At 75.0% G+C, this 20,929-nt stretch carries 19 protein-coding genes; 4 read left to right on the top strand and 15 right to left on the bottom strand.

What is annotated here, in order from left to right; genetic code table 11:
* Positions 1–158: 158 nt before the first annotated feature.
* The 10 genes from VGI02_RS20040 to menD form a co-directional block, all read right to left on the bottom strand.
* Positions 159–1,547 carry a geranylgeranyl reductase family protein gene (locus VGI02_RS20040; protein ID WP_331630105.1) on the bottom strand — a complete coding sequence of 463 codons (1,389 nt, stop codon included), beginning with the start codon at positions 1,545–1,547 and terminating at the stop codon, positions 159–161.
* 212 nt (positions 1,548–1,759) lie between these two features.
* The gene (locus tag VGI02_RS20035; protein ID WP_331630103.1) at positions 1,760–2,476 is read right to left on the bottom strand and encodes a demethylmenaquinone methyltransferase; all 717 of its coding nucleotides are present in this window, start codon (positions 2,474–2,476) and stop codon (positions 1,760–1,762) included.
* Entirely contained in the window at positions 2,473–3,111 is a 639-nt protein-coding gene (locus VGI02_RS20030) for a DUF3592 domain-containing protein (protein WP_331630101.1), read from the bottom strand. Before VGI02_RS20030 ends, VGI02_RS20035 begins: the two co-directional genes overlap by 4 nt.
* Before the next feature lie 182 nt (positions 3,112–3,293).
* Entirely contained in the window at positions 3,294–3,653 is a 360-nt protein-coding gene (gene mnhG, locus VGI02_RS20025) for a monovalent cation/H(+) antiporter subunit G (RefSeq protein ID WP_331630099.1), read from the bottom strand.
* Positions 3,650–3,943 (bottom strand): monovalent cation/H+ antiporter complex subunit F, encoded by a 294-nt coding sequence (locus VGI02_RS20020; RefSeq protein ID WP_331630097.1) that lies wholly within the window; start codon positions 3,941–3,943, stop codon positions 3,650–3,652. The genes mnhG and VGI02_RS20020 overlap by 4 nt, the downstream gene beginning before the upstream one ends.
* Positions 3,940–4,566, bottom strand: a complete 627-nt coding sequence (locus VGI02_RS20015; protein ID WP_331630095.1) for a Na+/H+ antiporter subunit E — start codon at positions 4,564–4,566, stop codon at positions 3,940–3,942. Before VGI02_RS20015 ends, VGI02_RS20020 begins: the two co-directional genes overlap by 4 nt.
* Positions 4,563–6,257 (bottom strand): Na+/H+ antiporter subunit D, encoded by a 1,695-nt coding sequence (locus VGI02_RS20010; protein ID WP_331630093.1) that lies wholly within the window; start codon positions 6,255–6,257, stop codon positions 4,563–4,565. Before VGI02_RS20010 ends, VGI02_RS20015 begins: the two co-directional genes overlap by 4 nt.
* Positions 6,254–6,721, bottom strand: a complete 468-nt coding sequence (locus tag VGI02_RS20005; protein ID WP_331630091.1) for a Na(+)/H(+) antiporter subunit C — start codon at positions 6,719–6,721, stop codon at positions 6,254–6,256. The genes VGI02_RS20010 and VGI02_RS20005 overlap by 4 nt, the downstream gene beginning before the upstream one ends.
* Positions 6,718–9,636 (bottom strand): Na+/H+ antiporter subunit A, encoded by a 2,919-nt coding sequence (locus VGI02_RS20000; RefSeq protein WP_331630089.1) that lies wholly within the window; start codon positions 9,634–9,636, stop codon positions 6,718–6,720. The genes VGI02_RS20005 and VGI02_RS20000 overlap by 4 nt, the downstream gene beginning before the upstream one ends.
* Before the next feature lie 18 nt (positions 9,637–9,654).
* Positions 9,655–11,436, bottom strand: a complete 1,782-nt coding sequence (gene menD / locus VGI02_RS19995; RefSeq protein ID WP_331630087.1) for a 2-succinyl-5-enolpyruvyl-6-hydroxy-3-cyclohexene-1-carboxylic-acid synthase — start codon at positions 11,434–11,436, stop codon at positions 9,655–9,657.
* Positions 11,437–11,704: 268 nt separating this feature from the next.
* Between menD and VGI02_RS19990 the strand changes: the two genes are divergently transcribed.
* Together VGI02_RS19990 and VGI02_RS19985 are read left to right on the top strand one after the other, a co-directional pair.
* Positions 11,705–12,991, top strand: a complete 1,287-nt coding sequence (locus VGI02_RS19990; protein WP_331630085.1) for a DUF8814 domain-containing protein — start codon at positions 11,705–11,707, stop codon at positions 12,989–12,991.
* Between the two features lie 51 nt (positions 12,992–13,042).
* Complete coding sequence (locus VGI02_RS19985) at positions 13,043–13,921, top strand: 1,4-dihydroxy-2-naphthoate polyprenyltransferase (RefSeq protein WP_331630083.1); 879 nt, start codon at positions 13,043–13,045, stop codon at positions 13,919–13,921.
* Between the two features lie 9 nt (positions 13,922–13,930).
* Here VGI02_RS19985 and VGI02_RS19980 read toward each other — a convergent pair whose 3' ends face one another.
* Entirely contained in the window at positions 13,931–14,296 is a 366-nt protein-coding gene (locus tag VGI02_RS19980; RefSeq protein WP_331630081.1) for a DUF4229 domain-containing protein, read from the bottom strand.
* Positions 14,297–14,520: 224 nt separating this feature from the next.
* Between VGI02_RS19980 and VGI02_RS19975 the strand changes: the two genes are divergently transcribed.
* Together VGI02_RS19975 and VGI02_RS19970 are read left to right on the top strand one after the other, a co-directional pair.
* Entirely contained in the window at positions 14,521–14,724 is a 204-nt protein-coding gene (locus tag VGI02_RS19975) for a BldC family transcriptional regulator (RefSeq protein ID WP_230730337.1), read from the top strand.
* Positions 14,725–14,913: 189 nt separating this feature from the next.
* Positions 14,914–15,177, top strand: coding sequence for a hypothetical protein (locus tag VGI02_RS19970; protein WP_331630079.1), 264 nt, complete (start codon positions 14,914–14,916; stop codon positions 15,175–15,177).
* 121 nt (positions 15,178–15,298) lie between these two features.
* Here the strand turns inward: VGI02_RS19970 and VGI02_RS19965 are convergent, their stop codons facing one another.
* From VGI02_RS19965 to VGI02_RS19950, 4 genes are all read right to left on the bottom strand, one after another.
* Positions 15,299–16,831, bottom strand: a complete 1,533-nt coding sequence (locus tag VGI02_RS19965; protein WP_331630077.1) for an AAA family ATPase — start codon at positions 16,829–16,831, stop codon at positions 15,299–15,301.
* A gap of 248 nt (positions 16,832–17,079) precedes the next feature.
* Positions 17,080–18,117 carry a c-type cytochrome biogenesis protein CcsB gene (gene ccsB / locus VGI02_RS19960; protein ID WP_331630075.1) on the bottom strand — a complete coding sequence of 346 codons (1,038 nt, stop codon included), beginning with the start codon at positions 18,115–18,117 and terminating at the stop codon, positions 17,080–17,082.
* Complete coding sequence (gene resB / locus VGI02_RS19955; protein WP_331630073.1) at positions 18,114–19,832, bottom strand: cytochrome c biogenesis protein ResB; 1,719 nt, start codon at positions 19,830–19,832, stop codon at positions 18,114–18,116. Before resB ends, ccsB begins: the two co-directional genes overlap by 4 nt.
* Before the next feature lie 4 nt (positions 19,833–19,836).
* Positions 19,837–20,730 carry a cytochrome c biogenesis CcdA family protein gene (locus VGI02_RS19950; RefSeq protein WP_331630071.1) on the bottom strand — a complete coding sequence of 298 codons (894 nt, stop codon included), beginning with the start codon at positions 20,728–20,730 and terminating at the stop codon, positions 19,837–19,839.
* Between the last annotated feature and the right edge of the window lie 199 nt (positions 20,731–20,929).

Below are 20,929 nucleotides of genomic sequence, written 5' to 3'. Positions count from 1 at the left end.
TCGTTCGCTGTTCCTGCCGCCCGGCAGTGGGGGTACGTGGCTGTCACCACCGGGTTCCCGGTGTCCGAGGTCACGTCCTCCGGATGGACGCCGACCTTACGGAGCGCGGTGGCATACGGCCCTGATGAGGGTCGCCTTACTCATGGGTGGTCATCGACTCATGCGGCGCGATCCCTCCCGGGCGCGGAGCGGGTCGTCGGCTTGGCGTGCCGGGCGGGGCGCCCGGCGGTCGGGGGTGCCTCCGAGAGCTGCGGGGTCAGCCGCAGCATCAGCTCCAGGAGCCGGTCGGAGGCGTCGCCGTCGCGGGTGTCGTGCAGGTTCGCGAGCAGCTTGAGCAGGAACCGCATGAGCGCCTGCCGGGGGAGCCCGTGGCGCGCGGTGTACTGCACCAACCGGGGATGGCGCAGCGCGTGGGCGAACCGGTTCCCCAGCCGGTAGTAGCTGGCGAGCTCGGCGCGTACGGCCGCCGGATAGCCCTCGAGCGCCCGCTCCCGCGCCGGGCCCTCGGGACGCGCGAGGGCCTGCACGACGGCGGACGCGGCGAGCGACGCCGACTGCATGGCGTAGGCGATGCCCTCGCCGTTGAACGAGTTGACCATGCCGCCCGCGTCCCCGACGAGCACCAGGCCGTCCGCGTAGACCGGGGTCCGGTTGAAGCCCATCGGCAGCGCGGCCCCGCCGATGACGTTCACCGCGTTCTCCTCGGTGAAGCCCCACTGTTCGGGCAACGACTCGCACCACGCCCGCAGCATCGCGCGGTAGTCGCTGGACGCCCCGGCGTTGGACTGGGACAGGATCCCGAGCCCGACGTTGGCCGTCCCGTCGCCCATGCCGAACACCCAGCCGTAGCCGGGCAGCAGCCGGTCCTCCGGACCCGAGCGGTCCCACAGCTCCAGGTGGGTCTCGAGGAAGTCGTCGTGGCTGCGCGGACTCGTGTAGTAGCGGCGGACCGCCACGCCGAGGGGCCGGTCGTCGCGCTTGCCGATGCCCCGGGAGAGCGCGGTGCGGGCTCCCACTCCGTCGCAGGCGACGACCAGCGGCGCGGTGTAGGTGACCGGCTCGCGCTCCGCGCCCTGCCGCGCCCGGACCCCGACGACCCGGCCGGAACGCTCGTCGGTCACGGCGGCCGAGACCGCCGTGCGCTCCTCGATCCGCGCGCCCGCGTCCCGCGCGTGGTCGGCGAGCATCTGGTCGAGGTCCCGGCGCTGACGGACGAGCCCGTAGGGCGGGAAGCTCGTGAGCTCCGGCCACGGCAGCTCGACCGAGCGGCCGCCGCCGACCACGCGCAGGCCTTTGTTGTGCAGCCAGCCCGCCTCCGGCCGGGTGTCGACGCCGAGGTCGATCAGCTGCTTCACCGCCCGAGGGGTGAGCCCGTCCCCGCAGACCTTCTCGCGCGGGAACCCGGACTTCTCGAGCACCAGCACGTCCAGGCCCGCGCGCGCGAGATAGGTGGCCGCGGTGGAGCCCGCCGGACCGGCGCCGACGACGATGACGTCGGCATCGCCCCCGACGGTTCGCCGGGTGCGCTCGTGGTGGTGAGCGGACACCGTGGCTCCTTGTGAATTCGTTCACTAGCTCCGGGCGGGCCCGAGTCTAGGCATGTTGCGTGCGACACGCCCGCTGAATCACGGTTTGATCTACGAAGATCGCGGAACCGGCCCTGGCCCCCGCTCGCTCCATGATCACGAGCACTGGGGGCAGGCCGGCCGGGCTCGCGGCCTGCCTGGTGTGCCCCTCGCCGACCGGGCGGAGAACCGCGTCAGCGGACGGCGGTGTGCAGCGCGACGATGCCGCCGGTCAGGTCCCGCCAGCTCACCGCAGCCCAGCCCGCGCCCGCGATGCGACGGGCCAGCGCCGCCTGGTCGGGCCAGGAGCGGATCGACTCCGCCAGGTAGACGTAGGCGTCCGGGTTGGAGCTCACCGCACGGGCCACCCGCGGGAGCGCCCGCATCAGGTAGTCGGTGTAGACGCGGCGGAACGGGGTCCAGGTCGGGGTCGAGAACTCGCAGATCGCGAGCGTCCCGCCGGGGCGGGTCACGCGGGCGAACTCGGCGAGCGCGGCGTCGGTGTCGACGACGTTGCGGAGCCCGAACGACATGACGACCGCGTCGACGGACGCGTCGGCCAGGGGCAGGCGCATCGCGTCCGCGGCGACGTAGGGCACCTCGCCCGCGTGCCGGGTGCGGCCGGTGCGCAGCATGCCGAGCGAGAAGTCGGCGGCGAGGCAGGTCGCCCCGGACCGGGCGAGCTCGACCGTCGACACCCCGGTCCCCGCCGCGATGTCGAGCACGACGTCGCCGGGCCCGACGGTCAGCGCGTCGCGGGTGGCCCGACGCCAGGCGCGGTCGCGCCCGAAGGAGAGCACGGTGTTCGTGACGTCGTAGCGGGCGGCGACCCCGTCGAACATCCGGGCGACGGCGGAGGGGTCGCGATCGAGCCCGGCGCGTGAGCCGCGCTCGGGCGCGCCCGCGGTCACCGAGTGGCCCCCACCGGCTCGCGGCGCGCGGTCTCGTCGTCGGGCGAGTCGGGCGAGGACTCCTGCGACGGCGCCGACCCGGGCGGCGTCGTGACGTCCGGGAGCACCGGGGACCCGTCGTCGGCGTCGGAGCGGCCGGCCCGTCGGCGACGCCCGAGGTACCAGGCGAGCGGGCCGAGCACGACCCACAGGCCCGCGACCCCCAGCGCCGCGGGCGCGAGCCCCTCGGTCCAGGACCGGTCGGCGACGCGCACCATCTCGGGCTTCGTGCGGTCGTACTCGACGAGCACGTAGTTGCCCGGTTCGAGGCCACGCGGGTAGAGCACGCCGTTCTCCGGCGTGAGCACCGCCCCGTCGGACGCCGTGAAGCGGATGAAGGTGTGCTGTGCGTCGGACCCGTCGAGGACCTCGCCCACGGCCACGCCGCGGTCGGCGGTGATCGACGCGTCGTCACGGGCGGCCCCGACGAGCACGAGCACCACGAGAGCGGTCAGGACCACCCCGAGGCCGACGAGGATCTCGGGGACGCGGCGGCCGACGGGGGCCAGCACCGTCCGGGCGGCATCGAGGGCGAGCCCGACGCCGCGTCGCGCGAGCCGGGCACGCCCGGTGATCATCGCGCGCAGATCCGTCACGGCGTCCAGAGTAGTGAGATCCGGCGGCGGTCCTCCCCCGGCCAGGGCATCGTGCGCCGGTCGGGTGACCCTGCGGGGCGAACGGCGGGCGGTCCGCGACGTCGCTCCGTGGCGCTCACCGCGACCTCACCCCAGGCCCGCGCACGTCGCGGCGGGACCACCGCCCACCGCCTCGTCGGGGGTCAGTCGGGGGCGGAGGTGTCCGCGCGGTCGGCGAGGTCGTCGCGGTGGAGCAGGTCGGGGCGCACCCCGCCGGACCGGTACGCGAGCCTGCCGACGAGGTGGGCGGTCACCGGGGCGGTGATGAGCGCGAAGGCGCCGACCAGCAGCAGCATCCACACGTCGGCGCTGGTACGGAGCAGCAGCGCGGTGCCGATGACGACGAGCACGAGGCCCGCGGTCTGCGGCTTCGTGGCGGCGTGCATGCGGGAGAGCACGTCCGGCAGGCGGAGCAGCCCGATCGCGGCGGCCAGGGCCAGCAGCGCCCCGAGCACCACGAGCACGGCGCCGACGACGTCGAGGACGGACTCGAGCGTGCTCACCGGTCCTCCCCGTCCTGCCCGGCGTCACGGCGACGCCCGACGAAGCGCGCCACTGTCGACGACCCCAGGAAGCCGACCAGGCTGACCGCGACGATCGCGGGCACCGTCGCCGAGTCCCGGGTCAGGGCGACGTGGGCCATCAGCGCGCACATGATCACCGCGACGATCGCGTCGAGCGACACCAGCCGGTCGAGCGCCGACGGGCCGCGCACGAAACGCACCGTGACCAGCAGCAGGCTCAGCCCGAGGACGGCCAGCGCGACGGTCAGCAGGAACCCGGCGGTGCTCATGGGCCGCTCCCGGTGGTCGGGCTCCCGGAGGCGGGCGCCTCGTCGGGATCGTCGCGGGGGTCGGTGCCGGCGCCGCTGCGCCCGGAGCGCTCCGGCACGACGCGGACCCGGTGCACCCCGGCGGTCATCAGATCCGAGACCAGCCGGGCGACCTGGCGCCGGAAGCGCTCGACGCCCGCCTCGTCGGCGATGCCGAGCACGTGGGCCCAGAGGGTCCGCTCGGCGGCGGAGGCCTCCACGACGACGCTGCCCGGCACCAGCGAGAGGCACTCCACGAGCAGGGCCATGAGCAGCTCGGAGTCGTCCGGGACCTCGACGGCGACGATCGAGCTGCGGATCGGCGGTCCGGGGCGCACCGACTGCCAGGCCACCTGGACGCTCGACACGGCGAGGTCGCGGGCCACGTCGAGCACCACCCGGACCAGCGCGAGCGGGCGCAGCCGGCCGCCGGAGGACACGGCGGGGAGCGGGAACGCCACCAGGACGCCGACGGCGACCACGAGCCCGCCGAGCAGGTTCGCCCAGGAGAACGTGCCCCAGAGCAGGACCCACACCAGCGTCAGCCACAGCACCCGCAGCACCCGGGGACGGCGGACCCACCACGTGCGGGCCGGGGCGCTCACCGGGACACCCGCGTGTCCACGGCCTGGGCGAACACCGCCGAGACGTACGGCGTGCGGGCCACGAGGTCGGCGGCCGCCCGGTCGGTGAGGGTGTAGAGCGGGCCGGCGACGACGGTGAGCGCGAGCCCCACCGCGACCAGGCCGGCCGTGGCCGCCGTCATCGCCCGCGGCAGCGCGACCGGGCGCCGCGCCGCGGCGATCGCGGACGGGGCACCGAGGAAGTCCCCGGAGTACGCGCCCGTGCCCGGCGCCGGCCGTCCGGCGCCGATCAGCCGGGGGTAGCGACCCTCGACGTCGGCGTCGGCGTCGGTGCCGGCGTCGTCGGCGTCCTCGGGATCCTCGGCCGGGAGCTGGTCGACGGGCCGCCAGAACGCGAGCACCCACACCTTGGCCATCGCGTAGAGGGTGAGCAGGCTGGTGAGCACGGCGCCGCCGACGAGCAACCAGGCCAGCACCGAACCGTCCTGCACACCCGCCTCCACGAGGCCGAGCTTCCCGACGAAGCCCGACAGCGGCGGGATGCCGCCGAGGTTGACCGCAGGCACGAAGTACAGGACGGCGAGCACCGGCGACGCCGCCGCGAGCCCGGCCAGCCGGGTCATCGACGTCGATCCCCCGATCCGCTCGACCAGGCCCGCGACGCAGAACAGCGTCGCCTGCACGGTGATGTGGTGGACGACGTAGAAGATCGCCGCGCCCACGCCCGCCGGGGTCGCCAGCGCCACCCCGAAGATCATGTAGCCGATGTGGCTGACCAGGGTGAAGGACAGCACCCGCTTGATGTCCTCCTGCGCGATCGCGCCGAGCGCGCCGATCACCATCGTCGCCAGGGCGGCCACCATCAGGACGTCGTCGACCACCGGGGCGTCGGGGAACAGCAGCGTCTGCGTGCGGATGATCGAGTAGACCCCGACCTTGGTGAGCAGGCCGGCGAACACCGCGGTGACCGGGGCGGCCGCCGTCGGGTAGGAGTCCGGCAGCCAGGCCGAGAGCGGGAAGACCGCGGCCTTGATGCCGAACGCGGTCAGCAGCACGAGGTGGATCGTGAGCTGGGTCCCCGGCGGCACCGCCGCCATCCGGACCGAGATCTGGGCGAGGTTCAGCGTGCCGACCGCGCCGTAGACCAGCGCGATCCCGATGAGGAAGACCAGCGAGGACAGCACGTTCACGACGACGTAGGTCAGCCCCGCCCGGACCCGCGACCGCGTCCCGCCCAGGGTGAGCAGCACGTAGCTCGCCATGAGCAGGACCTCGAAGCCGACGTAGAGGTTGAACAGGTCGCCGGAGAGGAAGGCATTGGCGACGCCCGCGGCCAGCACCAGGTAGGTCGGATGGAAGATCGACACCGGGGTGCGGGAGTCGTCGTCGGAGGTGCCCTGGCCGATCGCGTAGAGGAGCACCAGCAGGGTCACCGTCATCGACGTCAGCAGCATGATCGTCGAGAGCTGGTCGGCGACCAGGGTGATCCCGAGCGGCGCGGGCCAGGACCCGACGGTGACCACGCGGGGCCCGTCGGCCGCCGCCGCGACGAGCACCGCCGAGATCGCGACCACGACGACGAGCACGCTCACCGAGACGATCCGCTGCAGCGTCGGCCTGCCCGCGAGCACCAGGGCCGCGCCCGCCCCGAGCAGCGGCAGCAGGACCGTCAGCGGGATGAGGCTCTCGACGACGGTCGACGCCGGGTTCACGGGGTGCCCCCGGTCGTGGCGGCACGCTTCGCGCGGTCGTCGTCGGTGTCCGAGGTGGCCTCGCAGCCGGTGGTGTCCAGCTCGTCCTCGTCGACGTGCTCACCGCGGGCGAGCCGCCGCCGCACCGAGCGGTCCTCGGTGTCCTCGGTCAGGTCGTCCTCCCGGTCGAGCGTCCAGGTGCGATGGATGATCGACAGCAGGAAGGCCGCGACGCCGAGGGTGATGACGATCGCCGTGAGCACGAGCGCCTGCACGAGTGGGTCGCTCATCGCCGATTCGGGGGCGCGCCCGACCAGCGCCGCCGCCCCGAACGGCCCGCCTGCCGAGATCACCAGCAGGTTGGTGGCGTTGCCGAGGATCAGGACGCCGAGGAGCACGCGGGTGAGGCTGCGGTCGAGCACGAGGTAGATCCCCGCGGTGTAGAGCAGCGCGATCAGCACGAGCAGCAGCAGCGAGGAGCTCACGGGCGCGCCCCCGTCGGGACAGGCGCCGCCGGGGCGGTGGGGGTGTCCCCGAGCCGGTCGAGCTCGGCGCCGAGGCTGCGCAGGATGTCGAGGACGAGCCCGACGACGATGAGGTAGACGCCGACGTCGAAGAACAGCGAGGTCACCAGCTTGACGTGACCGAGCACCGGGACGTCGACCTCGAGCACGGCGGTCTGGAGCACCTCGCCGCCCAGCACCAGCCCGCCGAGCCCGGACAGGCCGGCGAGCAGCAGCCCGGTGCCGAGCAGCGTGCCCGCCTCCACCGGCGCGGCCTCCCCGAGCTCGTAGCGGCCGCCCGCGACGTAGCGCACCACCAGCGCCAGCCCGGCGAGCAGCCCGCCCGCGAACCCGCCGCCCGGCGCGTTGTGCCCGGCGAACAGGAAGTACACCGACAGCACCATGATCGTCGGGAAGACGAGGCGGGTGACGACCTCGAGCAGCAGCGCCCGCTCGGTCACCGCGGGCCCGGGCCGCAGCGCCCGGGCGAGCCGCTCGAGGGTCGGGCCGCGCAGCCACGCCGCCTCCCCGACGGGGCCGGGTGCGACCGGGGCACGCCTGCGACGGCGTCCCCCGCCGGCCGGGGTGCCGGTGCGGCGGTCGAGGAAGACGAGGCTCGCCACGCCGGTCGCGGCGGCGAGCAGCACGGAGAGCTCGCCGATCGTGTCCCAGGCGCGGATGTCGACCAGGGTCACGTTGACGACGTTCTGGCCCGCCCCGTAGTCGTAGGCCTGCGCGGGGAAGGCCAGCGACACCGCCGGGAAGGCGCGGGCGCCGAGGGAGGCCGCCCCGAGCAGCGCGAGGAGCACACCGATCGGCGCGGCGATCGCGAGGCGGGCGAGACGGCGGCGCGGCGAGTGGTGCTCGGTGATCTCCGCGGGCAGCCGACGCAGGACGAGGACGACCACGACGAGGGTCATGGTCTCCACGAGGGCCTGGGTCAGGGCGACGTCGGGCGCGCCGGCCAGCGCGAAGAGCACCGCGACCGCGTAGCCGAGGCCGCCGACGAGCAGGACCGCGGAGAGGCGCCTGCGCGCGAGCGCCGCGGCGGCGGTGGACGCCACGGCGAGGACCGCCGCGACGACCTGGGCGGGCGAGTCCGCCACGCGGTCGACCCGGATCTCACCGAGCGCACCGGTCGCCACCAGGGCCACACCCGGTCCGGCCAGCAGCACCACGAGGATCGTGCCCACCACCACCGCCAGCGAGCCGCGCTGCGTCTGCGCCGTGACCCGCAGCGAGCCCTGCTCGACCGCGTGGACCAGGACGCGCCAGGTGACCTCGGACCGGAACGCGGCGAAGGGGCGCAGCGCGGCGAGCCACCCGGCGGGCCGGGGCAGGGCGAGGCCCAGGCCGAGCACGATCGCGAGCACCGAGAGGCCCAGGGCGACCCCGGAGCCGGGCAGGAGTGTCAGCGCGAAGAGGACCGGATAGCTCGGGGCGAGGGTGGCCGCGTAGCGCACGAGCAGCGGGGCGAACAGTCCCGCCGCCGGCCCGGCCACCAGACCGGCCAGGCCGAGCACGGCAGGCGGACCGACGAACAGCGCCCCGGGCCGGATCCACTGCGTCCCGGGACGCTCGGTGAAGGCGCCCGTGAACGCGCCGGCGACGAACCGGGCGCTGTAGGCGACGGTGAGCACCGAGCCGACGACGATCACCACGAGCAGGGCGTCGGCCCAGGACCCGTACGCGTCATGGAGGAACGCCTCGAACGCGCCCTCCTTGGTGACGAACCCGAGCAGCGGCGGGATGCCCGCCATCGACGCGGCCGCGAGCGTCCCCGCCGTGGCCAGCACGGGCGCCCGCCGCCCGAGCCCGGACAGTTCCCGCAGGTCCCGCGTGCCCGCGCAGCGGTCGATGACCCCGACGGTGAGGAACAGGGTCGACTTGAACAGCGCGTGCGCGACGACGAGGCCGAGCGCCGCCAGCGCCGCGTCCCGTGTCCCCGCCCCGGCCAGCAGGATCATGAACCCGAGCTGGGAGACCGTGCCGTACGCGAGCAGCAGCTTGAGGTCGGTCTGGCGGGCCGCGAGGACGCCGCCGAGGAGCATCGTGAGCCCGGCGGCGATGGCGATGAGCGGCCGCCAGGCCCCGACGTCGGCGAAGCCGGGCGCCAGCCGCAGCACGAGGTACACGCCCGCCTTGACCATCGCGGCGGCGTGCAGGAACGCGCTGACCGGGGTGGGCGCGGCCATCGCCGAGGGCAGCCAGAACTGGAACGGGACCAGCGCCGACTTCGACAGCGCCCCCACGAGCACGCACACCACGCCCGCGGTCACCGCGGCCCCGGACGGGCCCGCGGCGGTGCTCGCCCAGGACACGATCCCGGAGAGCCGGTAGGTCCCCGCGGCCTCGGCGAGGATGACCAGGCCGACCAGCATCGTCAGCCCACCGGCGGCGGTGACGATCAGCGCCTGCATCGCCGCGGCGCGGCTGGCGCGCTTGTGCGCGTCCTGCCCGACGAGCAGGAACGAGAAGATCGTCGTCAGCTCCCAGCAGACGTAGAGCACGACGACGTCGTCCGCCCACACCAGTGCGAGCATCGCGCCGGCGAAGGCCGTGAAGACCGCGGCGAAACGGCCGAGCCCGCTCGACGAGGGGGTGAAGTAGCGCGCGCAGTAGAGGACGACCAGCGCGCCGACGCCGGTCACCAGCAGCGACAGGGTGGCCGAGAGCGCGTCGAGGCGGACGGCGACGTCGACGCCGAGCGCCGGGATCCAGGTGAACCCCTCCGCCACCTCACCGCCGGTGAGGACCGTCGGCAGGCGGGTCAGGATCCAGACGAAGGCCGCGGCCGGGACCAGGGCGAGCACCAGGAACGCCCGGCGGCCGAGCGCGTGCACGAGGGTGGGTGCGAGCAGGGCGGCCAGGGCGTGGGCCCCGATCAGCACCAGCACGAACCGCCCCCGTTCCGCTCACACACCGTCGCCGACGATGCTACCGATCGGAGCGGAGCCGTCCTTTTCGTCGGGAAGATCCGGTCCTACGGCGGCGGTATCGCGGCCGACGGCGTCGAGCGCCACGGCGCGTTGCCGATCGGCGAGCCCGCGACGGTCGGCGCGGTCCACCGCGACCTCGACCACGCGCAGACCGGGCCTGCCGGTGGGCGCGAGCGCGGCCGCGAGCCCCGCGGCGTCCGACGGCGCGGTGTGCTCCACGTGGTGGGCCCCGCACAGCGCCGCGAGGTCGGTGCCGTGCGGGACGGCGAAGACCCGCTCGAACGCCGCGGCGTGCTCCGCGGCGCCCTGCTCGAGGGTGGCGAAGACGCTGCCGCCGTCGTCGTTGGCCACGACCACCACGAGCTCGGGCTCGGGCTCGTCCTCACCCACCAGCAGTCCGCCCGCGTCGTGGAGGAACGTCAGGTCGCCGAGCAGCGCATAGGCGGGCGCGGCGTGCGCGAGCGCGGCTCCGGTGGCGAACGACACCGCGCCGTCGATGCCGGACACGCCGCGGGCCGAGAGCACGGTGACGTCCTCGCGGGGGCGGGCCGCAAGCCCGACATCGCGCACCGGGCTCGACGAGCCGACCACGAGCAGGGCCCCGGGCGGCAGCGCCGCGACCACCGTGGCCGCCAGCGCCGGACCGGTCCCCTCCTCGACCGACGCGTCCAGGGCGTCGGCGACGCGCCGGTCCGCGGCGTGCACCCGATCGCCGTAGGCCGCGTCGACGCCCCACGCCGGTGGCGGGGGCAGGGCACCGACGTGGGACGCGGTCGCGGCGACGTCGGTCCAGCCCGGCCGGGCGGCGCCGTCGGCGGTCGCGGCGGGCACCACCACGACCTCCACCCGGGGATCGGCGAGGAGCCGGGAGATCGGGCGGTGCAGCGTCGGGCGCCCGAGGACGACGACCCGCTCGGGCAGCAGCTCCGGGGCGGCCCCGGCGAGTGCGGCGTCGAGCAGGCGCGGCCCGGCCCGTAGGCCACGCCCCCACAGCGGAGAGGTCGGCTCGGCGACGACCGGGACCCCCGCGGGCAGCCCGTCCGGGGCGGCGGCACCGTGGCCGGCGACGACCAGGGTCGGGACGGGGTCGGTGAGGTCGAGCACGCCGACGCGCGGGACATGGGCAGCGACGCGGGTCCACGGGGCGCCGTCGGGGCGTCCGGCCGCCCAGACCGGGAGCGCGGAGCCGTCGGCGGAATCGGCGGTGTCGGGGACCAGGGGCTCCCGCAGCGGGACGTCGAGCTGGACCGGCCCGGGGTCGCCGGTACTCGTGCCCGCGGCGTGGTCGAGGGCGCGGCACACCGCGGCGCGCCACCCGTCCGCGGCCCGCGCGCGCTCCTCGGCGAGCGGCAGCACGACGGTCGCCCGCACCGCCCGACCGAAGAGACCGACCTGGTCGACGGTCTGGTTGGCGCCGGTCCCGACCAGTTCCAGGGGGCGGTCGGCGCTGGCCACCACGAGCGGCACGCCGGCGTGGGAGGCCTCGAGGACCGCCGGGTGCAGGTTGGCCACCGCGGTCCCGGACGTGACGACCACGGGGACCGGGAGGCCCGAGCGCGCCGCGAGCCCGACCGCGAGGAACCCGGCCGAGCGCTCGTCGATGCGCACGTGCAGGCGCAGGCTCCGCTCGGCGTCGGCGGCGTGCAGCGCGAGCAGGAGCGGCGCGTTGCGCGACCCCGGGCAGGCGACCACCTCGCGGACCCCGCCACGCACCCATTCGTCGACGACCACACGGGCCAGCACCGACGACGGGTTCACGGCGCGCGAGCGTAATGAGCGGGAGGCGTCCCGGCCGCCTGAACGGTCGACCGTCACGTCACGGGGCCGGATCGGATGCCACGAATCCATCCCCCGTCGCTCCGCTCGCCCGTCCCCACGATCGCCACGCACGGACACCCACGGCGACCGGGGGCGCACCAGCAGGCGCGCCGATCGAGGCCGCGACCACCGGATCGAGTGACACCCGTGTGGTTGGAGAGACGCGTGGGGACGTATCGCGGGCTCCGTCAGCGGGGTTGCCCCGGACATGCGCACCACGCCCCGGCGCCGCCCCGCGTCCACCCCGGTCGTGGCGTGGGTGCTCGCCGCGGCCGCGGTCCTGCTGCTCGCCACCGGGGTCGCCGCCATCGGCGCGTCCCCGCCGGACCCGGGCGTCGTCACCCCCGGGACCGACGCCCAGCGCTGGAATCCCCAGCTCGCGGGCAGCGCGGTCCGCGTCCAGGTCGACGGTGGTGCCGCGCGGCTCGCGAGCCCCCGCGACGGTGAGTCCGCCCAGCGGGCGGGCAGCCTGCGCGGCGCCCAGCGGCAGGGCTACCTCGACCTGGGCACGCACACCTTCGCGCGCGCGGTCGACCGCTTCGACGTCCCGGTGACGGCCGACCGCCCCCCGGGCACCTCGGTCGTCGCGTCCGTGCGCAGCCGCGACGACGCCGGGCGCTGGTCGGAGTGGGTGCCCGCCACGCCGGGCTCGCCCGCCGTCCTGCCCGCCCCCAGCCGGACGGTGGGCCTGCGCCTGACCCTGCTCTCCCCGGACACCGCCGCCGGGCCGACGGTGCGGAAGGTGTCCGTGCACGCCGACCGCGAGATCGGTGGGCAGCGCACGCTGACCCCGCGGGCGTCCTACAAGGTGTTCGCCACCCGCGAGGGGCTCGTCGGCGGCACCACGTCCAACGGTCACGTGATCACCGAGAACGACCAGTTCGTGGCGCTGCCCTCCCGCCAGGCCCTCGACGCCGACGGCAAGGGCGACTACAGCGTGCGGCTGTGCACCGACGCCGGGAAGTGCGCGACCGTGCCGGTCTGGGACGTCGGGCCGTGGAACACCGACGATGACTACTGGAACGCCGTCCCGCCACGGACGACCTACACCGACCTGCCGCAGGGGATGCCGCAGGCCCAGGCGGCCTTCCAGAACCAGTACAACGACGGCGAGGACGGCCTCGGGCGCTCCGTGAAGAACCCGGCGGGCATCGACGTGGCGGACGGCACGTTCCACGCCCTCGGGCTCGACGACAACTCGTTCGTCACCGTCGACTACCTCTGGACCGGGCGTGCGGGCGAGGCCCCCGGCGACGTGCACCTCGCGACCGCCGACAGCCCCCAGAACCCGGTCACCGTGCGCTCGACGCCCGCGAGCGGCGGCGCCGACCAGGGACTGGTCGGCAACGACGCCCAGGTCGACGTGCAGTGCCACGTCACCGGTGACTCGGTCACCGGGAGCCGCGGCACCAGCACCGACTGGCTGCGCGTCGACACCGACCGGTACGTGCCCGCCGCCTGGATGGCGACGACCACCCCGCCCGCCGCCTGCTGAGGAGCGCTCCTGGGCGCCGCGCCGCCCGGCCGCTGGCTAGTCTCCGTGGCCATGGCCACCGTGACGGAATGGGTCGAGGGGGCGCGGCCCCGCACGCTCCCCAACGCGATCGCCCCCGTCGTCGCAGGCACCGGTGCGGCGGCGAGCGCGGACGCGGTGAGCCCGGTCGCGGCCGTCCTGGCGCTGCTCGTCGCGATCGGGATGGTCATCGGGGTCAACTTCGCCAACGACTACTCCGACGGCGTCCGCGGGACCGACGACGAGCGGGTCGGTCCCATGCGCCTGGTCGGGTCCCGTGCGGCCACCCCGGGCGCGGTCCGGCGGGCGGCGTTCGTCTCGCTCGGGATCGGGGCGGTGGCGGGGATCGCGCTGCTCGCGGTGAGCGGCGCCTGGTGGCTGCTGCTCGTGGGCCTGGTCTGCCTGGCCGGCGCGTGGTTCTACACCGGCGGATCGAGCCCCTACGGCTACCGGGGCATGGGCGAGATCGCGGTGTTCGTGTTCTTCGGCCCGGTCGCGGTGCTCGGCACCGAGTACACCCAGTCCGGCCGGGTGAGCGGGCTCGGGATCGGGGCCTCGGTCGGGATCGGGCTGCTCTCGTGCGCGGTGCTGGTCGCCAACAACCTGCGCGACGTCCCCTCCGACGCGATCGTGGGTAAACGCACCCTGGCGGTCGTGCTCGGGGAGCGCGACACCCGCGTGCTCTACGCCGCCCTCGCCGTCATCCCCCTGGGCATGAGCCTGGTGCTGAGCCTGCGGGCACCGTGGGCGCTGCTGGGGCTCCTCGCCCTGGTGGTGCTGGTCCCCGCGCTGCGCCGGGTGCTCGGCGGGGGGCGCGGCCCCACCCTCATCCCGGTGCTGCGCGACACCGGGATCGCGCTGCTCGTCTGGTCGGTCGGGACGGCGATCGGGCTCGCCCTGGTGACGGCGTAGCCGCGGGAGTCAGTCCTCCTGGGCCGGCGGCGTGTCCCCCCGCAGCTCGGCGCGCAGGCGTTCCCGCTGCGCACGGCGGCTGGCGGTGGCGGCGTCGATCTCGCGGTTGAGCCGCGCCCGCAACGGCCGGAAGAGCACCAGCGAGAGCGGCAGGGCCACGACGAGCGCGATGAGGAGAGCGAGCAGCAGGGGCAGGCCGACGAGCACGAGCACACCGGCCACCACCGCGACCAGGACCAGGCGCGCGGCGACATAGAGGGCGACCGCGAGGGCCAGCGAGCCCGCGCTCCCGGACGCGGCCGGCGGTACGGGGTCGGGTGACGGGGCTCCGGCCGAGGTTCCGGGGTCGACCGACGGGGATCCAGCGGGTTCCACGGATCCCAGGGTAGGCGCCCGGCCGAGGGCGCCCGCACGACCCGATCGTCCGATTCCTGCCTTTATGAACCTTTTACCTCCGCACTAGCGTTCGAGTACGTGAGGGGTCCGGTGTCACGATTCGCACCAGAACGTCTGCTCCGCCCCGCGTCACGGCCTCACCGACCGCACGCCCGGCGACAGAGTCCCTGGTAGTCGGGCCAGCAGGCCCGAGGAGGTGCCGCATGACCGTCGCACCCGAAGCGACCGAGCGACTCATGACCCCCGGCGAAGTCGCCGCGATGTTCCGCGTCGACCCGAAGACCGTCACCCGCTGGGCGGCAGCCGGCCGTATCGGCTCGATCCGCACGCCGGGCGGGCACCGTCGCTTCCGCGAGTCCGAGGTGCGCACCCTGCTCGACGGACTCACCAGCGAGGCCCACGACTAACGCATCGACACGAGGACCCGGCCCGCGGCACGCGTGGCCGGGTCCTTCGTCGTTCCGGTCCGCTCGCCGTCATGGGCCGTCCACCCGGCGGACCTCGGTCGATCGATCCCCGGACACCTCTTCTGCCAGGTAGCGTGGGCCGCGCGAGCGATCGGCCGCCCCCGTGGGCGTCCGGAGGAGGTGCGTGTCGTGCTGCTGTTCGTCGTCGCGGTGATGGTCCTGGTGGCGGTCGGGGTGTTGCTCTGGAAGGCCGTGTCCGCTCAGGCTCTCGCCACGGGCTCGGGTACCACCGAGGACGAGCCGCCGACCGGTCCCACGCGCGCTCCCGGCGACGGTCGCGCGCGCCGGACGCGCCCGATCGCCCCGGACGACGACCCGGAGTTCCTCCGCAGCCTCGACGAACAGGTGAAGCGCGGCCGCCTCGACGACCAGGATCCGTCCTCCGGCACCTGATTCTCACTCCGGGGGCGCCCCCGGTCCGCTGTTCCTGCTGTGCCGGGTCCTGCTCGCGTCGTCGGGGCCGGGGTGGTCGGCGGGTTCGCCGCGTTCCCGGCCCGGTCCCGTCGGTCCCGTGTCAGCGCCCCGCGATGCGGATGCGGGACCCGGCCCGCGGGAAGTCGTCGGCGACGACCGCCGCCAGTTCGAGCATCGCCGTGCGGGTGCGGGGCGCCAGCTTCTCCAGCTCGATCTCCGCGCCCTCGTCGAGGTGCGGGTCGAACGGCAGCCGTGCCACCGTGCGGCATCGCGCGGCGAAGTGCTCCGCGACCCGGTCCAGGTCGACCCCGCCGGAGGAGCGCCGCACGTAGTTGATGACGGCCGTCGAGCGGGCGACCAGGTCGCCGTAGCCGTGCGCGTCGAGCCAGTCCAGGGTCGCCGAGGCACTGCGGGCGCCGTCGATGGAGGACGAGGACACCACGACGAGCGAGTCGGCGACGTCGAGCACCCCGCGCATCGCCGAGTGCATGAGTCCGGTCCCGCAGTCGGTCAGCACGATGTTGTAGAAGTGCTCCAGCAGGTCCACCGCGCGCCGGTAGTCCAGTTCGCTGAACGCCTCCGAGACCGCCGGGTCCTGCTCGCTGGCGAGCACCTCGAGCCGGGACGGTCCCTGCGAGGTGTAGGCCCGCACATCGGAGTAGCGCCGGACCAGGGCGGCGTCGCGCAGCAGGTGGCGCACGGTGGCCGTCGTCTCCACCGGCACCTTCTCCGCCAGCGTCCCCCGATCGGGGTTCGCGTCGACCGCGACGACCCGGTCCCCGCGCAGCGAGGCGAACGTCGCGCCGAGCGCCGCGGTGGTGGTCGTCTTGCCGACACCGCCCTTGAGGCTCAGCATCGCGATCTTGTAGCAGCCCTGCAGCGGTTGGTTGACCCGTGCGACGAGGGCCCGGCGCGCGGTGTCGGCCTCGCTCTCACCCGGGTTGACCGTCCCACCACTCGCGACGAACACGGCCCGCCGCCAACCAGTGCGGGGCACCGGCCTGGCGGGGCGCAGCAGCTGCGCGGACGACAGGTCGGACATCGCGGGCGGACCGATCGGCGGCGGCCCGACGGTCGCGATCTCCGACGACGGGCGCTCGGCGGGCTGGCCCTCCTCCGCGGGGCGCGCCTCGGCGGCACGTCCCCCACCGGCCCAGCTCTCCCCCGGGGCGGCCGACGGCTGCGGAGCGGACTGCTGCGGGGCGGACGGCTGCGGGGCCGAGGTCGGCTGACCGGCCCCGAGCCCACCTGCCGCCGCGGAGTCGGGCTGATCCGGCGAGGGACCGGACGGCGGCGGCGTGGGTACGGACGGCCCGGTCGATGGTGGGGTGGAAGTCGACGAGGCCCGCCGGGTGTCCGGGGAACCGGGGCGGCGGACGTCACCCCGGGCGACGCTCGCGGTGTCGACCTGCCGGGTGGTCTCGGCGGCGAGGTCCTCGTCGGACGCCGCACCCGACGCCGCCGGGCTCGAACCCGCTGCCGCGCCGGAACCCGCCGTCGCGCCGGAACTTGGCGTCGTCACCCGCTCCGCCTCGGGGGCCGTGCCGTCTCCCGCGGCCGCCTCCGACGCCGGGCCCGACCCGTTCGTCGTCGCGCCCTCGCCCGCGCCGGGCTCGTCCTCGCGGCCATCCATCGTCGGCGCGTTCCCTCCCTCGTCACCGGTGGCGCGTCGGTGCCGCAACCCCCGGGGCGCCGACCGTAACCGGCCGGGACGATCAGGACGAGGTGATCCGGCCGATCCACACCGGATCTCCGTGGCGGGGGCCGGTGACGTCAGCCCGGCCCGGACCACCTCCCGTGATCAGCGGGACGCCGTGGTCGCGGTGGATCTCCTCCGACGACCACGAGGTCCCGGTGATCATGAGGAGCCGCCGCTCGGGCTCAGCCGAGGCCCGCGTAGGAGTGGAGGCCGGTGACGACGATGTTGACGAAGAACAGGTTGAACGACATCACTGCGAAGCCGACGACGTTCACCGCCGCCGCCTTGGGGCCACGCCACCCCGCCGTCGACCGTGCGTGCAGGTAGCCCGCGTAGACCACCCAGGCGATGAACGCGGTCGTCTCCTTGGGGTCCCAGCCCCAGTACCGGCCCCAGGCCGCCTCGGCCCAGATGGCGCCGGTGATGACGGCGAACGTCCAGATCGGGAAGGCGACGGCGGTGGCGCGGTAGGCGACGCGGTCGAGGACGGCGGCGCCGGGCAGCTTGGCGGTCCAGGCCATGCGACCGCTCGAGTCGTGGGCGCTGCGCAGCAGGTAGAGCACGCTCGCGACCCCGGCGAACATCAGGATCCCGGAGGAGATGACCGCCGCGGTCACGTGGATCGCGAGCCAGTAGGAGCGCAGCGCGGGCACCACGGGCGCGGCCTGCGTGTAGAGCACCGTCCCGCCGAGGAACATCAGCAGGATCACCGGCAGCAGCACGAACACCCCGAGGCGGCGCAGCTCCGGGCGGCGGAAGAGCACGACCAGCCACGCCACGACGCCGACGAGGGTCACCGCGGCGACGAACTCGTACATGTTGCCCCACGGCGCGCGGTGGGCCGCCACGCCGCGGACGACGAGCATCGCCAGGTGCAGGCCCGCACCGAGGACCGTCAGCGAGACGCCCATCCGCCCGAAGCGCTCGGACGTGGGTCGGGGCGGGCGGCCGGCGGGCGGCCTCGGGCCGGCGGCGTCGGCCGGGACCAGGTCGTCGTCCGAGGCGGGGTCGTCGGGAACGACCCCGACCGCACCCGGCTCGTCGGAGCCTCCGGCGCCCACCGCGGCCGGGACCGCCGCGGGTGCCGCCTCACCGGCGGGCTCGGCCCGGCGCAGCAGTCCGTGCTCCACGGCGTGCAACAGCATCGCGAGGATGTAGACCGCGAGCGCCGAGTAGAAGAGCACGTCGCCGAAGTCGCCCAGGGGGGCGTCGACGTTCATCGGGTACCTCCGTTGTCGCGCTGCGACGTCGGGTCCGGGGCGTCGTCCCGGGTCGGGGCGTCCCGCCTGACGGCGGGGGCGGTGGGCAGCAGGTCGGCCCGGAGGCGGTCGAACTCCTCGCCGTAACCGGCCTGGTCGGTCCGGGCGAGACCACCGAGCTCCACGCTCGATCCGCCCCCGTCGAACACCGTACGACCGCCTGTCGTAGACGGCGAGCCGGGGGGCGCCGGCGTCACCCGCACCCAGAAGCGGCGCCGCTTGATCGTCAGGGACAGCGTGATGCCGAGGAGCAGCGCGATCGCCGCGACGAGCACCGCGTCCTGGGCCGGGTCGTGGGAGACCTGCAGGTTCACCCACTGCTTGACGTCGTCGAAGCGGACCTTCGTCCCGTCGTCGAGAGTGATCGTCCGGCCCGGGACCAGGTTCTCGCGCGCCACCCGCGTCAGACGGCCCTGGTCGACCATCGACTGGTCGATGCCGAAGATCGACTGCCCGCGCCCGGAGTCCAGTCCCAGGTCGCCGCGGTAGACGTCGGCGGCCACCTCGGGATTCGTCAGCGCCGGGTAGGTCGAGGTCACCACGCCCCCGCCGCTGGAGGTCGGGGCGAACAGCCCGGTGATGGCGAGCTGGGTACGACGGCGGGTGGCGTCGTCGGTGACGCCGGGCCGGTCGAACTTGGTCGCCCCCTGGGAGAGGAACGTCCGCTGGTCGACGGGCTCCCACTGGATCGCCTGGGTGCGCTGCTGGCCGTCGGGGAAGGTCACGGTGAACTGCGGCGCGTAGCCGTGGCCGAGCAGGTAGACCCGCTCGCCGTCGAAGCGCAGCGGCTCGTTGACCTCGATCTGCCCCGGGGTGGGAGGGGCACCGTCGGCGATCTGGTCCGCGTCGGAGAACCGGACGTCGGCGCTGTACGAGTCCGCGGCACCGTCGGGGCGGTACTGGGCGGCGAAGTGGTCGATGTCGAGGCAGAACGGGTCGAGATCGGTGCCGTCCACACGCAGGCCGGGCCGGAAGGTGTCGTAGGCGAGGATCCCGGAGTTGCAGAACTCGGACCCGTCGGCCATGACGATGACGTTGCCCTCGTAGCCGAAGAGCTTGCCGACCGCGATCCCGATGAGCAGGGCCAGCAGGCTCATGTGGAAGACGAGGTTGCCGACCTCGCGCAGCGCGCCCTTCTCCGCGGAAATGGTCCGGGCACCGTTGTCCTCGCTGCGCACGTCGAGCTTCCAGCCCCGCAGCCGACGGCGGGCGGCCGCGACGACCTCGTCGGGGGCGCGGGGGTCGGTGCCCGCGGCGTGGTGCGGCAGCCGGGAGAGGTTGCGGGGGACGGCGACGGTGCGGGCCCGCAGCCCCTTGAGCTGCTCCCACGTGCGCGGGACGAGGCAGCCGACCAGCGAGATGAACAGCAGCAGGTAGACCGCGGAGAACCACGGCGTCGCGAAGAGGTCGAAGATGCCGATCCGGTCGAGGAGCGGCGCGAGCGTGGGGTGGGCGGTGAAGTAGTCCTGTACCGCCTGCGGGCTCGGGCCGCGCTGCGGGAGGAACGCCCCGGGCAGCGCGGCGAGCGCGAGCAGGAACAGCAGGATGAGCGCGGTCCGCATGCTCGTCAGCCCGCGCCAGGTGTTGCGGGCGAGCGCGAGCAGGTCGCGCCCCCAGCGGCGGGGCGGGTGCGGCGGCCCGGGGGCGCCGGGCGGCGTGGTCAGCGTCTGGGTCATGGGGTCACAGCGGGGTCGAGAAGCCCGCGACGGGCTCCCGGAGCAGGGTCACGATCTCGGCCCACAGGCCGGTGGCCAGGGCGAGGCCGACGAGGACGAGCAGCACGCCGCCGGCGATCTGGATGCCGCGGACGTGCGCGCGCAGCCACGCCTGGGCGCGCACCGCGCGCCCGGCGCCGAGCGCGATGATCACGAACGGCACGCCGAGCCCCACGCAGTAAGAGAGGACCAGCAGGCCGCCACGCCACGCCCCGGCGCCCGCCCCGGTTCCGGAGGCCAGGGCGATGACGCCGGTGAGCGTCGGCCCCAGACAGGGGGTCCAGCCCAGGCCGAAGGTCGCGCCGAGCAGCGGGGCCCCGGCGAGCCCCATGCGCGGCACCCAGTGCGGGCGGGTGTCCCGCTGCAGAGCGGGCACCAGTCCGAGGAACACCAGCCCCATCGCGACGGTGACGACGCCGCCGAGACGCTGCAGCAGTGCCTCGTTCTCGATGAGTGCGTCGGCGGCCCACACGATCGCGCCGAGGCCGAGCACGAACACCACGGTGAACCCGAGCACGAACAGCCCCGCCGCCCCGGCCAGTCGCCACCGGCCGCGTGCGGCCGGGCGGGGAGGCGCCGCGATGGCGGACGGGGCGGCCGACGTCGTACCGGTCGAGGGCGCGGCGCCGGTCGACAGCGCGGTGGCGGTGACCCCGGCGTGGCGCTCGACGGCCCGGGCCTCCACCTCCTCGGGCGTGACCGCGGGCGCGGTGGCCCCGACCAGTCCGGCGAGGTAGGCGAGGTAGCCCGGGACGAGGGGGACCACGCACGGGGACGCGAAGCTCATCAGGCCCGCGGCGAGGGAGAGCACGAGTGCCAGCAGGACGGGACCCGAGGTCACCGTCTGGGTCAGGTCCATGCGGACTCGCGATACCGGGCGTCCATGTCGCGACCCAGGGTAGGGCGGGGGCGTCCGTGCCGCGTGAGGGCGGGGGACATCGTCCTACCGGATGTCGTAGGTCACCCCGTCGCGGGAGCGGGCGGCTCCGCGGCGATCCGGTCGACGACGGGCTGCAGGTCGCTCGCGAGCACCGCGGTGAGGAAGACCGCCGCGACCC

This window comes from Actinomycetospora sp. (genome assembly GCF_036497245.1).
Classification (GTDB): Bacteria; Actinomycetota; Actinomycetes; order Mycobacteriales; family Pseudonocardiaceae; genus Actinomycetospora.
This window is presented reverse-complemented; position numbering and strand designations above follow the sequence as displayed.

Excerpts from the sequence above, each read along its gene's own strand:
- VGI02_RS20020 (WP_331630097.1), bottom strand. The coding sequence starts at position 3,943 with ATGAGCACCGCCGGGTTCCTGCTGACCGTCGCGCTGGCCGTCCTCGGG.
- VGI02_RS19965 (WP_331630077.1), bottom strand. The coding sequence starts at position 16,831 with ATGGATGGCCGCGAGGACGAGCCCGGCGCGGGCGAGGGCGCGACGACG.
- resB (WP_331630073.1), bottom strand. The coding sequence starts at position 19,832 with ATGACCCAGACGCTGACCACGCCGCCCGGCGCCCCCGGGCCGCCGCAC.
- ccsB (WP_331630075.1), bottom strand. The coding sequence starts at position 18,117 with ATGAACGTCGACGCCCCCCTGGGCGACTTCGGCGACGTGCTCTTCTAC.
- VGI02_RS19985 (WP_331630083.1), top strand. The coding sequence starts at position 13,043 with ATGGCCACCGTGACGGAATGGGTCGAGGGGGCGCGGCCCCGCACGCTC.
- VGI02_RS19990 (WP_331630085.1), top strand. The coding sequence starts at position 11,705 with ATGCGCACCACGCCCCGGCGCCGCCCCGCGTCCACCCCGGTCGTGGCG.
- VGI02_RS19950 (WP_331630071.1), bottom strand. The coding sequence starts at position 20,730 with ATGGACCTGACCCAGACGGTGACCTCGGGTCCCGTCCTGCTGGCACTC.
- VGI02_RS19975 (WP_230730337.1), top strand. The coding sequence starts at position 14,521 with ATGACCGTCGCACCCGAAGCGACCGAGCGACTCATGACCCCCGGCGAA.